Here is a 14,970-nt window from a genome sequence, read left to right on the forward strand (position 1 = left end):
GGCGGCTGCATTCCAGACGACACATCCAAAATGAAATCCTTTGCTTTTGTCTTTCCGGGTCAAGGCTCGCAAGCGGTCGGCATGCTCGACGCCTGGGGCGATCACCCCGCCGTGGCCGAAACGCTGCGTGAAGCCTCCGATGCGCTGGATGAAGACATCGGCGCGCTGATCAAGAACGGCCCCAAGGAAGAGCTGGCGCTCACGACCAACACCCAGCCCGTGATGCTGGTGGCAGGCGTCGCCGCGTGGCGCGCCTGGCTCGCCGAAGGCGGGGCGACGCCTTCTGTCGTGGCCGGTCATTCGCTCGGCGAATACTCGGCGTTGGTGGCTTCGGGCGTGCTGACGCTCTCGCAGGCGGCGCCGCTTGTGCGTTTCCGCGCGCAAGCGATGCAACAGGCTGTGCCTGTGGGTGTCGGTGCGATGGCTGCGGTGCTCGGCATGGAGTCGGGCAAGGTGGTGGCGGGGTGTGCCGAAGCCACGGCCAGCTTTGGTGCAGGCAGCGTCGAAATCGTCGAGGCCGTGAATTTCAACGACCCGATGCAAACCGTGATCGCCGGCAGCAAGGCCGCGGTCGACAAGGCGTGCGAACTGCTCAAGGCCAATGGTGCCAAGCGTGCGCTGTTGTTGCCGGTGTCGGCGCCTTTCCATTCGAGCCTCATGAAGCCCGCGGCGCAAGCGCTGCGCGAAAAATTGGCCTCGATCGCGCTGGCCGCGCCTCGAATTCCCGTGCTGAACAACATCGACGTCACTGTCGAGACCGATGCGGATCGCATCCGCGACGCCCTGGTGCGCCAGGCGGCCGGCCCGGTTCGTTGGGTCGAGAGCGTGCAGGCCTTGAAACTGCGCGGTGTAGCCTCCATCATCGAGTGCGGCCCCGGCAAGGTGCTGGCCGGCATGGTGAAGCGCATCGCCCCCGATCTGGAGGCCGCGTCGGTATACGACCCGGCCACGCTCGCGGACACCCGACAATCGCTCGCCGGCTGAACGGCGCCAAGGCCTCGACACTTTTTTCTTTATGAGCATTCCCAAATTCGAAGGGCAAGTCGCCCTGGTCACCGGCGCAACGCGCGGGATCGGTGCGGCCATTGCGCTGGAACTGGCCCAGCGCGGCCTCAAGGTCGTGGGCACCGGCACCACCGACGATGGCGCCGCCAAGATCACTTCGGCACTCAGCGCCTTTGACGGACGCGGCCGTGCGCTCGACGTGAACGACGGCGCCGCCGTCGAAGCCCTGATCGACGAGATCGTGAAGGCCTACGGCGCAATCCACGTGCTGGTCAACAACGCCGGCATCACGCGCGACACCCTCGCCATGCGCATGAAGGACAGTGACTGGGATTCGGTGCTCGACACCAACCTCAAGGCGGTCTTTTGCCTCTCGCGCGCCGTGATCCGTCCGATGATGAAGCAGCGCTATGGCCGCATCATCAGCATCACCAGCGTTGTCGGTGCATCCGGCAATGCCGGGCAGGCCAATTACGCCGCCGCCAAGGCCGGTGTCGCGGGCATGACCCGTGCGCTGGCCCGCGAGCTCGGCAGCCGCAACATCACGGTCAACTGCGTCGCACCCGGCTTCATCGAGACGGACATGACGGCCAGCCTTCCCGAAGCCCAGCAACAGGCGCTGCTCCAGCAGATCCCGCTGGGGCACCTCGGCAAGCCGGCGGACATCGCGCACGCAGTGGCCTATCTCGCATCGCCCCAGGCGTCCTACGTCACGGGGCAGGAGCTGCACGTCAACGGCGGCATGCACATGTAGCCGCAAGGCGCAATCTTTTCCCGCACCGGGTGCACGGCAAATGCCACAATGCGCCCGGCTAAAATCCACAGATTACCTACAACCCTCAGAGGGAACCAAATGAGCGATATCGAAGCACGTGTCAAGAAAATCATCGCCGAGCAACTCGGCGTGGAAGAGTCTCAAGTGACGAATGAAAAGGCCTTCGTGGCCGACCTCGGCGCTGACTCGCTCGACACGGTCGAACTCGTGATGGCACTCGAAGACGAGTTCGGCATCGAGATCCCCGACGAAGACGCCGAGAAGATCACCACGGTGCAAAACGCCGTCGACTACGCCACCAAGAATCAAAAGGCCTGACAGGCCAGCTGACCACACTGCAACTGCGGCCGGCGGCTTTTCTTTAAACCGCTCGCGCCGACAGGCAACTGTTCAGCGCTTCCAGAAAGGTTTGCCGGCATGACCAAACGCCGCGTCGTCGTGACCGGGCTCGGTTGCATCGCTCCTGTCGGAAACACCGCAACCGAATCCTGGGCCAACCTGTTGGCCGGGAAGTCGGGCATTGCGAACATCACCGCGTTCGATGCAAGCGCCTTCGCCTGCAAGTTCGCAGGTGAGGTCAAGGGTTTCGACATCACCCAATACATCTCGGAGAAGGAAGCGCGTCACATGGACCGCTTCATTCATCTGGGTCTCGCCGCCGCCATCCAGGCGGTGCAGGACAGCGGACTGCCTACCGGCGAAGCGCTGCCCTATGAAAAAGCCGTGCGCATCGGCTGCAACATCGGCTCGGGCATCGGCGGTCTGCCAATGATCGAACAGACGCACGGCGAACTGGTTGCTCGCGGCCCGCGCCGCGTGTCGCCGTTCTTCGTGCCGGCGTCGATCATCAACATGATCTCCGGCCATGTCTCGATCAAGTACGGCTTCAAGGGCCCGAACATCGCGGTCGTCACGGCCTGCACCACGGGCCTTCATGCCATCGGCACGTCGGCTCGCATGATCGAGTACGGCGACGCCGACGTCATGATCGCCGGCGGTGCCGAGTCGACGATTTCTCCGCTCGGCATCGGCGGCTTCACCGCGCCTCGCGCGTTGAGCACCCGCAACGACGATCCCGCCACGGCTTCGCGTCCCTGGGACAAGGACCGCGACGGTTTCGTGCTCGGCGAGGGCGCCGGCGTGCTGGTGCTCGAAGAGTACGAACACGCCAAGGCGCGCGGCGCCAAGATCTACGCGGAAGTCGCGGGCTTCGGCCTGACCGGCGATGCGTATCACATGACTGCGCCTGACGTCGACGGCCCCCGCCGTTCGATGGCCATGGCGCTGTCCAACGCCGGCGTCAATGCCGACGAGGTTCAGTACCTCAACGCGCACGGCACTTCCACGCAGATCGGCGACCTCAACGAGACCAATGCGGTCAAGCTGGCGTTCGGCGATCACGCGAAGAAGCTCGTCGTGAATTCGACCAAGTCCATGACCGGCCACCTGCTGGGCGGCGCGGGCGGCATCGAATCGGTGTTCACGGTGCTTGCGCTGCACGAGCAGAAGAGCCCGCCGACCATCAACATCTTCAACCAGGATCCGGAGTGCGATCTCGACTACTGCGCCAACGAGGCGCGCGATCTGAAGATCGATGTCGCGGTCAAGAACAACTTCGGCTTCGGCGGCACCAACGGCACGCTGGTGTTCAAGCGCGCTTGAGCATTGCTTTTTCATGCACAGCGCACCGTCGGTGACTTATCCGGTGGGGCGCTCGCGAGGCGCAACCCGGATTCTCCTTGTCCTTTGGGCCCTGGGCGCTTGCTGCGCGGGCGCGTCCTGCTATCTGATTGATAGCGGCGGATGGCGCCAGCTGCTGCTGGTTTTCAGTGTCGTTTTCTCCGGCGTTGCCGCAGGCTTCGGGTTGCGGCGTGATGGCGTGGGCGTGCTGCATTTCGACGGGCTGCACTGGTCGCTGACGGGGGCTCATGCGTCCCGGGGCGTGCATGCCGCCCGGGTGCTGGTGGCGCTCGATTTCCAGTCCTTGATGCTGCTTCGGCTCAGCGAGCCAGGGCGTGCGCGTCGTTGGGTCTGGGCCGAACAGCGTGCCCTGCCCGAGCGCTGGCGCGATGTGCGCCGTGCGGTATATTCGCGCCCCCCGTCCGCCGCGCCTGCGGGCGACACCTGGCGCGCGACGGCCCCCGCCGACGCGCCCTGAACTTTCGTCGATGACCACTTCTCCGCCGCCCGTGCCGCCGGATTCCGGCCTGACCGAGGCGCCCGAAGGGGCGCCGCGCCCGGGCGAGGTCGACTTTCAACTGGTCCAGCGCACTGTCGCAGGTGATCAGAAGGCGTTCGAACTGCTGGTCATCAAGTACCAGCGCCGCATCGAGCGCCTGATCGGGCGGATGGTGCGCGATGTCGACCTGATCGAAGACATCGCCCAGGAAACCTTCATTCGCGCCTACCGCGCGCTGCACCAGTTTCGCGGCGATGCGCAGTTCTACACCTGGCTTTATCGGATCGCCGTCAACACGGCCAAGAAGGCGCTCGTGGACATGAAGCGCGATCCGACTGTCTCCGAAGCGGCATTGAGGCCGTCTTCTGATGACGACGATGAAACTTACCGTCCTGGAAACGAACCAACCACCGACGAAACCCCTGAATCCATCCTGGCGGCGAATGAAATCGCCAGCGCCGTCGAGGCTGCCATGGACGCCCTGCCTGCCGAATTGCGGCAAGCGGTGACGCTGCGTGAAATCGAGGGCATGAGTTACGAAGAGATCGCCGAGGTCATGAATTGTCCGATCGGCACGGTGCGTTCGCGTATTTTCCGCGCGCGTGAGGCCATTTCGGCCAGGGTCAAACCGATGTTGGACAACCAGTCCGGCAAGCGTTGGTAAGCAAGCAGGTGAATGAAATGAATCAGACGATGACGGTTCGTGAACAGGTGTCCGCACTTGCGGATGGTCATTTGCAGGGCGAGGCGTTCGCGCAGGCGATCGAATCGGTCTGTGCCGATGGCGAGGCGCGCGCGGCATGGCTGGCGTACCACGTGGCAGGCGACGTGCTGCGCTCGGGTTCCCACGCGCCGTGCAGCGACAGCTCGGCGTTTCTCGCGCGTTTCCAGCAGCGGCTGGCGGCGGAGCCTGTGGTGTCCGCGCCCGCGGCGGTGCCGGTTGTCACGCCACTGGCGCTGCCGGTTCAGCGCAGGGCGGAAGCGGCGAACGAACCGGTGTTCCGCTGGAAGCTGGTGGCTGGCGCCGCGTCGCTGATGGCCGTGGCCGCCATCAGCTGGACGCTGGTCGGCAACGGTGCCGCCGTGCCGCAAGTCGGTGCCCAGGTGGCGTCGGTGCAGCAACAACAGCAACCGGCGGTGAATTCGGTGCTGGCTGCGGCGGCCTTCGGGAGCGACCAGCCCGCTGCCAACACACTCACTCCGACCCGCGTGATCGTCGGCAACGGCAACCCGCAGGTCATGCTGCGCGACCCGCGCCTGGACCAGTTGCTCGAGGCGCACCAGCAAGCCGGCGGTGCATCGCAGATGCCTTCCGGTTTCCTGCGCAACGCGACCTTCGAGGGGCCGACGCGCTGACCGCGCGCGCCCGCAGCCACCCGCAATGACCGTTCAGATGCCGATCTCCGCACGTGCCTGCGTGCTCGTGTTTGCTGCCTTGTGCCTGGCGCAGGCCTCGACCGCGCAAACCCGCTCTGGTTCTGTGAATGCGAAGAGCCCGGCGGCAACGACCCAGACCGACGAGCCGCCGGCAATGAGCGTGACCGAGTGGCTTCAGCGCATGCATGCGGGCGCTCGCCAGCGCAATTACATCGGCACCTTCGTGGTGTCGGCGCCGGGCGGTGACCTGTCGAGCGCGCGGATCTGGCATGTGCGTGACGGCGAGCACCAGATCGAGCGCATCGAGGCCCTGTCGGGGCCGCAGCGCTCTACCTTCCGGCGCAATCGCAGCGTCATGACCTTCCTGCCGGAAGCGAAGGTCGTCAAGGTCGAGAAGCGCGAGAACCTCGATCTGTTCCCCAATCTGCCGGACAAGCCCGATCTGTCGATCGGCGACTTCTACGACGTGCGCGCCGTCGGCAAGGATCGCGTGGCGGGCTTCGACGCCGACGTGGTGCAGCTCGTACCGCACGACGGGCTGCGTTTCGGCTATCGCATCTGGAGCGAGCGCCGTTCGGGTCTCGTGGTGAAGCTGCAGACCCTCGACAGCGATTCGCGCGTGGTGGAACAGTCGGCGTTCTCCGAGCTGCAGCTCGACGCACCCGTCAAGGCGCAGGCGCTCTCGCAGATGATGGCCAACACCTCGGGCTACCGCGTCGAAAAGCTGGAGCTCGAGCGCAGCAATGCACAGGACGAGGGCTGGATGCTCAAGGCGCCCGTGGCGGGGTTCAAGCCCCGCAGCTTCTTCCGCCGACCGACGGCGGCCGGCGACAGCAGTGACAAGCCCAAGCAGGATGCGACCACCGTCCAGTGGACCTTCTCCGATGGCCTGGCCTCGGTGTCGCTCTTCATCGAGCGGTACGACGCGGCGCGCGCCCCGCGCGACGGCGTGCTGACGATCGGCGCGACGAATGCCATCCGCCGGCGCCTGCCCGAGCCGGCCAGCGACTGGTGGCTGACGGCCGTCGGTGAAGTGCCGCAGCAGACGCTCAACGCATTCGCCCAGAGTCTTGCGCGCACGCGTTGATGGCGGCAGGCTTGCGGACAGGCGCCCGTTCAGCACCCATGGCCGATTGCGCTGAACCAAGCACGCGACGCAGACTCACAACCATTGTTTCCAGCTGCTCTGTTCTTTTGAAAGAAAACCGATGATCTTCAAAGTCGAGGGACACAAGCTTCGTTCCGGTCTGCTGGCTGTCGCACTCGCGCTGACAGCGAGCGCGAGTTTCCTTCCGGTGGAATCGGCCCAGGCGCAGACGCGCACGCTGCCCGATTTCACCGACCTGGTCGATCAGGTCGGCCCGTCCGTGGTCAACATCCGCACCGTCGAGAAGGTCGCGCAGCGTGGCGGCAACGGCGAGATGGACGAGGAAATGCAGGAGTTCTTCCGCCGCTTCTTCGGCCAGCCCATTCCAGGCCAGCCGGGGCAGCCACGCCCGGGCCCGAAGCCGAACAAGCCCGCGCAGCCGCAGGAAGAGGAGCGCCCGCGCGGGGTCGGCTCCGGTTTCATCCTGACGGCAGATGGGTATGTGATGACCAATGCGCACGTCGTGGAAGACGCCTCCGAGGTGATGGTCACGCTGCCGGACAAGCGCGAGTTCAAGGCCAAGATCGTCGGTGCCGACAAGCGCACCGACGTGGCGGTGGTGAAGATCGAGGCCACGGGCCTGCCTGCGGTGAAGGTCGGTGACATCTCCAAGCTGCGCGTCGGCGAGTGGGTGATGGCCATCGGTTCGCCGTTCGGCCTCGAGAACACCGTCACGGCCGGCATCGTGAGCGCCAAGCAGCGCGACACCGGCGAGTACCTGCCGTTCATCCAGACCGACGTGGCCATCAATCCCGGCAACTCTGGCGGGCCGCTGATCAACATGCGCGGCGAGGTGGTGGGCATCAACAGCCAGATCTATTCGCGCTCGGGTGGCTTCATGGGCATCTCGTTCTCGATCCCGATCGACGAGGCGATCCGCGTAAGCGACCAGTTGCGCACCTCGGGACGTGTTTCGCGCGGGCGCATCGGCGTGCAGATCGACCAGGTCACCAAGGATGTGGCCGAGGCCATTGGCCTGGGCAAGGCGCAGGGCGCGCTGGTGCGCGGTGTCGAAGCGGGTTCGCCGGGCGAGAAGGCCGGCGTGGAGCCGGGCGACGTGATCACCAAGTTCGACGGCAAGGCCATCGAGAAGCCGAGCGACCTGCCGCGCCTGGTGGGTAACACCAAGCCGGGCACCAAGAGCACGCTCACGGTGTTCCGACGCGGCGCCTCGCGCGACCTGAGCGTGACCATCGCCGAGATAGAAGCCGACAAGCCTGCCAAGCGCGCGAGCGATCGCGATGAACCGGCTCCCAAGCCGCCGGCGTCTGCCGCAGCGAAGTCGCTGGGTCTGGCGGTGAGCGACCTGACCGATGCGCAGAAGAAGGAGCTCAAGATCAAGGGCGGTGTGAAGGTCGATGCCGCCAACGAAGCCGCAGCCCGTGCTGGTCTGCGCGAGGGCGACATCATCCTGGCCGTGGGCAACGCCGAGGTGTCGAACGCGCGGGACTTCGAGTCCGTGGTCGGCAAGGCGGACAAGAGCAAGGCGCTCAGCGTGTTGTTCCGGCGAGGCGATTGGGCGCAGTACGCACTGATCAGGCCTGCACGCTGATCTGGCGCTCGCGTCAAGTGGCCCCACCCGGCAGTCGGGTTTTGGGGCCGTTTTTTTGAGGTGTTTACGACGTTCTGCGGCAGCCCGTTAAAAAAATCTTGGGCACTGAAAGCACTGGCAAGTGTTAGTGAAAGCTAACTTATAAACTGGCTAAGGACGGATTTTGGTAGAATAGGGTGCTCGCGAAGGTCGGTCAGCGCATAAGGAGCGCCCTGACCTTCACGATGCGAGATGTTAGACAGCAGTCCACCGGTGCTCCACAGATCGCCCACAAGTTGTTCAGCAAGTGCTCCACCGATCCTGTTGATAACCTGTCTATATCTTTGATGTTGTGGACCTGCAACGACCCCTTTGGACCCTGTTCCCGGATGTACGCGTCTCCCTTTTTGCCTACAATGAAGTTCCAACTACTGCAGTTGCCATTGCTTGTTGGTTCAGGGCGCGTCTCCAGAAGACGCGCCCTTTTTTCTTGCCCGTCGCACTCTGCGGCTGAGCCAATTCAAGTACTTAAACGTTCCCGTTGATGAATCACATCAGAAATTTTTCGATCATTGCGCACATCGACCACGGCAAGTCGACGCTCGCAGACCGTTTGATCCAGCGTTGCGGCGGCCTCGCGGAACGCGACATGGAAGCGCAGGTGCTCGATTCGATGGACATCGAAAAAGAGCGTGGGATAACCATCAAGGCGCAGACCGCCGCACTGCACTACAAGGCACTCGATGGGCAGGTCTACAACCTCAATCTGATCGATACGCCGGGCCATGTCGACTTCTCGTATGAAGTGAGTCGTTCGCTGTCTGCATGCGAGGGCGCGCTGCTCGTCGTCGACGCATCGCAAGGCGTCGAAGCGCAGACGGTCGCCAACTGCTACACCGCGCTCGACCTCGGCGTCGAGGTGGTTCCGGTGCTCAACAAGATCGATTTGCCGAATGCGGATCTCGACAACGCGCGCACCGAAATCGAAGACGTGATCGGCATCGACGCGACCGACGCGATTCCTTGCTCGGCGAAGACCGGCGTCGGCATCGACGAGATTCTCGAAGCCATCATTGCCCGCATGCCCGCGCCGCGCGGCAACCCCGACGGTCCGCTGCGCGCGATGATCGTCGACAGCTGGTTCGACGCGTACGTCGGCGTCGTCATGCTGGTGCGCGTGGTCGACGGACGGCTCGTCAAGGGCGAGCGCATCAAGATGATGGCGTCCGGCGCGATGTACAACGCCGACAGCATCGGCGTGTTCACTCCCGGCAACGAACCGCGCCCTTCGCTCGAGGCCGGCGAGGTGGGCTACATCATCGCGGGCATCAAGGAGTTGCAGGCGGCCAAGGTCGGGGACACCGTCACGCTGATCAGGCCCGGCACCGGTGGCGCAGCGGCCACGGCCACCGAGGCGTTGCCCGGCTTCAAGGAAATCCAGCCGCAGGTGTTCGCGGGCCTGTACCCGACCGAAGCGAGCGAGTACGACTCGCTGCGCGACGCGCTCGAAAAGCTCAAGCTCAACGATTCGTCGCTGCGCTACGAGCCCGAGGTGAGCCAGGCGCTGGGCTTCGGCTTTCGCTGCGGCTTCCTCGGCCTGCTGCACATGGAAATCGTGCAGGAGCGCCTGGAGCGTGAGTTCGACCAGGACCTCATCACCACCGCCCCGAGCGTGGTCTACCAGGTGGTCCGCAACGACGGCGAAGTGATCATGGTCGAGAACCCGTCCAAGATGCCCGACGTCGGCCGCATGAGCGAGATCCGCGAGCCCATCGTCACCGTGCATCTCTACATGCCGCAGGAATACGTTGGCTCCGTCATGACGCTGGCCAACCAGAAGCGCGGCGTGCAGATGAACATGGCCTACCACGGCCGCCAGGTCATGCTGACCTACGAGATGCCGCTGGGCGAGATCGTGCTCGACTTCTTCGACAAGCTGAAGTCGGTGAGCCGCGGCTACGCCTCGATGGACTACGAATTCAAGGAGTACCGCGCGTCCGACGTGGTCAAGGTCGACATCCTGCTGAATGGCGAGAAGGTCGATGCGCTGTCCATCATCGTGCACCGCAGCCAGTCGCAGTACCGCGGCCGGGCCGTGGTGGCGAAGATGCGCGAGATCATTTCACGCCAGATGTACGACGTGGCAATCCAGGCGGCCATTGGGGTCACCATCATTGCGCGTGAGACAATCAAGGCGCTTCGCAAGAACGTGCTGGCCAAGTGCTACGGCGGCGACATCTCCCGCAAGAAGAAGCTGCTCGAGAAGCAGAAGGCGGGCAAGAAAAGAATGAAGCAGATCGGCTCCGTCGAGGTCCCGCAAGAGGCCTTCCTCGCGATTCTGCAAGTCGAAGACTGATCAAAAAATGGCACTCATCACCTCCCTGGTCCTTGCGGCTTTCGCTGCCTATGTCGGTTCGTGGTATTTCGGCGCGATCGAAGGCAACTTCGCATTGCTGCTGTTCCTGGCCACCGTGATCACCGGCCTCTACTGGGTGGCCGAGCGCTTCTATTTCCTGCCGAAGCGGCTGCAAGCGGCCGCCAAGCTGGAAGCCTCTCTGGCCGAGCGCAACGCGCGCCTGGCCGGGCAGGGCATCAAGCAGGTCGACACCGCCGATGCGAAGGCCAGCGAACGGCTGCTGATGCAGCCCTGGTGGCTCGACTGGACAGCCGGGCTGTTCCCCGTGATCCTGGTGGTGTTCCTGCTGCGCTCGTTCCTGTACGAGCCCTTCAAGATCCCGTCGGGCTCGATGATGCCCACGCTGCTGACCGGCGACCTGATCCTGGTCAACAAGTTCACCTACGGCCTGCGCCTGCCGGTCATCAACACCAAGATCACCGACGGTACGCCGCTGGCGCACGGCGACGTGGTGGTGTTCCGCTACCCGCCCAAGCCGAGCATGGACTACATCAAGCGCGTGGTCGGCCTTCCCGGAGACGAGGTCGCCTACCTGAACAAGAAGCTCACCATCAACGGCCAGCCGGTGTCCAAGCAGCCCGATGCCGATTACCTCGACAGCGAATCGATGCGTCTGCTCAAGCAGTTCGACGAGAAGCTGGGCGAGAAGCAGCACAAGATCCTGAACGACGACGCCGCACCATCCTTCGTGCCCGGCGCCAGCGATTTCCCGGGCCGCGAGAACTGCCGCTATTCGGTGGAGGGCGTGGTCTGCAAGGTGCCCGCAGGAAGCTATTTCATGATGGGCGACAACCGCGATAATTCGGCCGACTCGCGTTTCTGGGGTTTCGTGCCGGACGGCAACATCGTCGGCAGGGCGTTCTTTGTCTGGATGAACTTCGGCGATCTGGGTCGCATCGGTCCGTTTCAATAAACAATCATCAGCATTGTTCGAGGGGTAAGAGGGCATGAGAACACATCGGTCAGTTTGCAGCAGGGCTGCGCAGCAGCGCGGCATTTCGTTCATCGGGTTGGTGTTCGTCGCGGTGGTGCTCGCATGCGTGGGCGTCGTCGTCGCGCAGGTCATTCCAACGCTGATCGAATGGCAGGCGATCGACAAGGCCGCCAACAAGGCCAAGGAAGGCACGACCGTGCCCGAAGTGCGCGCCATCTTCGACCGGGCCCAGGCCATCGACGACTTCAAGTCGGTCAGCGGCAAGGACCTCGACATCAAGAAGGTCGGCGACAAGGTCGTCGTTTCGTACGCGTACGAGCGCGAGATTCCCCTGTTCGGCCCGGCCTACCTGACCCTCAAGTACAAGGGCGCGTCCCGCTGAACGCGGCGCTTAAAAAGGTGGACGGCAGCCTCGTCGCGCTGCAGGCGCGTCTCCAGCACACCTTCTCCGACCCGCGGCTGCTCCAGCTCGCGCTCACGCACCGCAGCTTTTCGTCCGACCACAACGAGCGCCTCGAGTTTCTCGGCGACTCGGTGCTGAACCTGGCGGTATCGCACCTGCTCTATATCCGGCTCTCGGCCTTGCCCGAGGGAGACCTGTCTCGCGTCCGGGCCAACCTGGTCAAGCAGGACACCCTGCACCGCCTGGCGGTCGGGCTGGCGCTGTCGCCGCTGCTGAAACTCGGCGAAGGCGAGGCACGCTCAGGCGGGCCCAGCCGTCCGTCGATCCTGGCCGATGCGCTCGAGGCGTTGATCGGCGCGGTCTACCTCGACGCCGGCTTCACGGCCGCCGAGGCGCTGGTTCGCCGGCTCTACGAGGCGGTCGAGATCAACCCGCGCATGGACGCGGCGGCCAAGGACCCCAAGACCGAATTGCAGGAATGGCTGCAGGGTCACAAAATGAAGCTGCCGTTGTACCGCGTGGCCGCCACACTGGGCGCCGCGCACAAGCAGACTTTCGATGTCGAGTGCGAAGTGTCCGAGTTGGGCCTTCGCGAACGCGGCATTGGCGGGTCACGCCGCGCTGGCGAGCAGGCGGCAGCCGCCGCCATGTTGATCCGCATCAAGGCACGCGGCGCCGCGTGAAATCAGAATGAACGATGCTATTAATCCCGTAGCGGGACCCGAAGACACCGCCGGCGATACAGCCGCAAACGGCCCTCAACATTGCGGCCTCATCGCCATCGTCGGCAAGCCCAATGTGGGCAAGTCGACGCTGCTCAATGCGCTGGTCGGCCAGAAGATCAGCATCACCTCGCGCAAGGCGCAGACCACGCGTCACCGCATCACCGGCATGCGCACGCGCGGCGCCACGCAGTTCGTGTTCGTCGACACGCCGGGCTTCCAGACCCTGCATGCCAACGCCCTGAACAAGTCGCTCAACAAGACCGTGCAGGGCGCGGTCGGCGACGTGGACCTGATCCTGTTCGTGGTCGAGGCCGGCAGCTTCACGCCGGCCGACGAACGCGTGCTCAAGCTGCTCGGCAAGGGCATTCCGACGGTGCTGTTGGCCAACAAGCTGGACAACGTGCACCGCCGCGGCGACATCGCGCCCTGGCTGCAGACCATGCAGGAGAAGCACGCCTTCGCCGAGTTCGTGCCGATGTCCGCCAAGAACGCCAAGGACGTCGAGCGCGTGTTCGGCATCTGCGAGAAGTACCTGCCCGAGCAGCCCTGGTTCTATGCCGAGGACGAACTCACCGACCGCAGCGAGAAGTTCCTCGCCGGCGAACTGGTGCGCGAGAAGCTGTTCCGCCTGACCGGCGACGAACTTCCCTACACCTCGACTGTCATCATCGACAAGTTCGAGGAAGAGCCGCCCCAGAAGAAGGGCCACAAGCGCCTGCTGCGCATTGCCGCCACCATCGTGGTGGAGCGCGACAGCCACAAGGCCATGGTGATCGGCGACAAGGGCGAGCGCATCAAGCGCATCGGCATGGAAACCCGTGTCGAGCTCGAGAAGCTGGCCGACGCCAAGGTGTTCCTCGAACTGTGGGTGAAGGTGCGCTCCGGCTGGGCGGACGACGAGGCCCGCGTGCGCTCCTTCGGCTACGAATGAAGTGGCCGCCGCCCACCGCGTTTCGCACGAACCGGCCTATGTGCTCCATCGCTACGACTGGAGCGAGTCGAGCCTGATCCTGGAGGTCTTCACCCGCCACCACGGGCGCATCGCGCTGGTGGCCAAGGGGGCGAAGCGGCCGAGTTCCAACTTCCGCCCGGTGCTGCTGCCGCTGCAGCCCTTACAGCTCAACTACGGCGGCGACGCCGAGATCCGCACGCTCAAGGGCGCCGAATGGATGGGTGGGCATGTCATGCCGACCGGCGAGGCGCTGCTGTCGGGCTACTACGTCAACGAATTGCTGCTGCGCCTGCTGGCGCGCGACGATGCGCACGAGGCGCTGTTCGACGCCTATGCGGGCGTCGTGCAGGTGCTGGCGGGCGACCATGCCGGCGCCCAGGCGGCCACGCAGGCGGCCGCGCTGCGGGCTTTCGAGCTGCTGCTGCTTCGCGGCGTGGGCCTGCTGCCGTCGCTCGACGTGCAGACCCTGACGCTGGAGCCGCTCGACGCCGCCACGCGCTACAGCCTCGTGCCCGAGGCCGGCTTGCGCCAGGCGGTCGACGGCGAACCCGCGCTGGCCGGCGCCGACTGGCAGGCGCTGCAGGACGTGCTTGACGACCGTGCGCCCTTCACCGCCACGCTGCGTGAAATTGCCGTCATGAACGCCGGCAGCAACAGCGCCCTGCGCAACCAGCTGCGCGCCTTGCTCAACTACCATTGCGGCGTGTCCACGCTGCGCACGCGGCAAATGATGAGAGATCTGCAAGCACTATGAGCACTTCAGGCCACGCTGGCACCACCACCGCACTGTCCGTCAACCTCAACAAGGTCGCCCTGGTGCGCAACACGCGCCACCTGGGCATTCCGAGCGTGGTGAAGGCCGCCCAGGCCTGCCTGGCGGCCGGCGCGCAGGGCATCACCGTGCACCCGCGCCCCGACGCGCGCCACATCCGCGCGCACGACGTGAGCGACCTCTCGGCGCTGCTCGCCACCGACTGGCCGGCCGTCGAGTTCAACATCGAGGGCAACCCCTTCCAGAACCTGATGGACTTCGTGCGCGCGCTCAAGCCGCACCAGGCCACCTTCGTGCCCGACAGCGAAACCCAGTCGACCAGCGACCACGGCTGGACCTTCCCCGACGACGCCGAGCGCCTGCGCCCGCTGATCGCCGAAGCCAGGGCACTGGGCGTGCGCGTCAGCCTGTTCATGGACCCTGTCCCCGAGATGATGGCCGCGGCCAAGGCCGTGGGCGCCGACCGCGTCGAGCTCTACACCGAAGGCTACGCCGCCTCGCGCGGCACGCCGAACGAGCAGGCCGTGCTGGCGCGCTACGCCGAAACCGCGCGCGCGGCGCTGGCCGCGGGCCTGGGCGTCAACGCCGGGCACGACCTGAGCCGCGACAACCTCACCGCGTTCCTGCGCGCTGTGCCCGGTGTGCAGGAGGTCTCGATCGGCCACGCCTTCGTGGCCGATGCGCTCGAGCTGGGCTATACGGGCGCCACGCGCGACTACCTGCGTTGCATCAGCGAGGCGCAGTGAAAGCCGGC

Annotated in this window: 16 protein-coding genes; all 16 read left to right on the plus strand. The window is 65.0% G+C overall.

Features of this window, described 5'->3' with window-relative positions:
• The first annotated feature begins 30 nt into the window (after positions 1-30).
• The 16 genes from fabD (at position 31) to ACSFBM_RS02970 (ending at position 14,962) form a co-directional block, all read left to right on the plus strand.
• Positions 31-984, plus strand: a complete 954-nt coding sequence (gene fabD, locus ACSFBM_RS02895) for an ACP S-malonyltransferase (protein ID WP_435483051.1) — start codon at positions 31-33, stop codon at positions 982-984.
• A gap of 31 nt (positions 985-1,015) precedes the next feature.
• Positions 1,016-1,759, plus strand: a complete 744-nt coding sequence (fabG, locus tag ACSFBM_RS02900; RefSeq protein ID WP_435483052.1) for a 3-oxoacyl-ACP reductase FabG — start codon at positions 1,016-1,018, stop codon at positions 1,757-1,759.
• Between the two features lie 99 nt (positions 1,760-1,858).
• Positions 1,859-2,098 (plus strand): acyl carrier protein, encoded by a 240-nt coding sequence (acpP, locus tag ACSFBM_RS02905; protein WP_007830471.1) that lies wholly within the window; start codon positions 1,859-1,861, stop codon positions 2,096-2,098.
• A 99-nt stretch (positions 2,099-2,197) separates the two neighbouring features.
• On the plus strand, positions 2,198-3,442 hold the full coding sequence (gene fabF, locus ACSFBM_RS02910; RefSeq protein WP_435435255.1) for a beta-ketoacyl-ACP synthase II: 1,245 nt from the start codon (positions 2,198-2,200) through the stop codon (positions 3,440-3,442).
• 13 nt (positions 3,443-3,455) lie between these two features.
• Positions 3,456-3,938 (plus strand): hypothetical protein, encoded by a 483-nt coding sequence (locus tag ACSFBM_RS02915; RefSeq protein WP_435483053.1) that lies wholly within the window; start codon positions 3,456-3,458, stop codon positions 3,936-3,938.
• 10 nt (positions 3,939-3,948) lie between these two features.
• Positions 3,949-4,623: an RNA polymerase sigma factor RpoE gene (rpoE, locus tag ACSFBM_RS02920; RefSeq protein WP_435483054.1), complete on the plus strand. Its 675-nt coding sequence runs from the start codon at positions 3,949-3,951 to the stop codon at positions 4,621-4,623.
• Between the two features lie 17 nt (positions 4,624-4,640).
• Positions 4,641-5,315, plus strand: a complete 675-nt coding sequence (locus ACSFBM_RS02925; RefSeq protein WP_435483055.1) for a sigma-E factor negative regulatory protein — start codon at positions 4,641-4,643, stop codon at positions 5,313-5,315.
• 25 nt (positions 5,316-5,340) lie between these two features.
• Positions 5,341-6,423: a MucB/RseB C-terminal domain-containing protein gene (locus ACSFBM_RS02930; protein WP_435483056.1), complete on the plus strand. Its 1,083-nt coding sequence runs from the start codon at positions 5,341-5,343 to the stop codon at positions 6,421-6,423.
• A gap of 121 nt (positions 6,424-6,544) precedes the next feature.
• Complete coding sequence (locus tag ACSFBM_RS02935; RefSeq protein ID WP_435483057.1) at positions 6,545-8,035, plus strand: DegQ family serine endoprotease; 1,491 nt, start codon at positions 6,545-6,547, stop codon at positions 8,033-8,035.
• Between the two features lie 523 nt (positions 8,036-8,558).
• Positions 8,559-10,370, plus strand: a complete 1,812-nt coding sequence (lepA, locus tag ACSFBM_RS02940; RefSeq protein ID WP_435483058.1) for a translation elongation factor 4 — start codon at positions 8,559-8,561, stop codon at positions 10,368-10,370.
• Positions 10,371-10,377: 7 nt separating this feature from the next.
• Positions 10,378-11,343, plus strand: coding sequence for a signal peptidase I (lepB, locus tag ACSFBM_RS02945; protein WP_435483059.1), 966 nt, complete (start codon positions 10,378-10,380; stop codon positions 11,341-11,343).
• A 34-nt stretch (positions 11,344-11,377) separates the two neighbouring features.
• Positions 11,378-11,746, plus strand: coding sequence for a DUF4845 domain-containing protein (locus ACSFBM_RS02950; RefSeq protein WP_435483060.1), 369 nt, complete (start codon positions 11,378-11,380; stop codon positions 11,744-11,746).
• A 17-nt stretch (positions 11,747-11,763) separates the two neighbouring features.
• A complete protein-coding gene (gene rnc / locus ACSFBM_RS02955) occupies positions 11,764-12,450 on the plus strand; it encodes a ribonuclease III (protein WP_435435264.1) in 687 nt (228 codons plus the stop codon).
• Between the two features lie 7 nt (positions 12,451-12,457).
• Positions 12,458-13,423, plus strand: coding sequence for a GTPase Era (gene era, locus ACSFBM_RS02960; protein WP_435483061.1), 966 nt, complete (start codon positions 12,458-12,460; stop codon positions 13,421-13,423).
• A gap of 1 nt (position 13,424) precedes the next feature.
• On the plus strand, positions 13,425-14,198 hold the full coding sequence (gene recO, locus ACSFBM_RS02965; protein WP_435483062.1) for a DNA repair protein RecO: 774 nt from the start codon (positions 13,425-13,427) through the stop codon (positions 14,196-14,198).
• Positions 14,195-14,962 carry a pyridoxine 5'-phosphate synthase gene (locus ACSFBM_RS02970; protein WP_435483063.1) on the plus strand — a complete coding sequence of 256 codons (768 nt, stop codon included), beginning with the start codon at positions 14,195-14,197 and terminating at the stop codon, positions 14,960-14,962. Before recO ends, ACSFBM_RS02970 begins: the two co-directional genes overlap by 4 nt.
• Positions 14,963-14,970 lie beyond the last annotated feature (8 nt).

It is taken from the genome of Variovorax pasteuri (genome assembly GCF_051216435.1).
In the GTDB taxonomy this organism is placed as follows: domain Bacteria; phylum Pseudomonadota; class Gammaproteobacteria; order Burkholderiales; family Burkholderiaceae_C; genus Variovorax.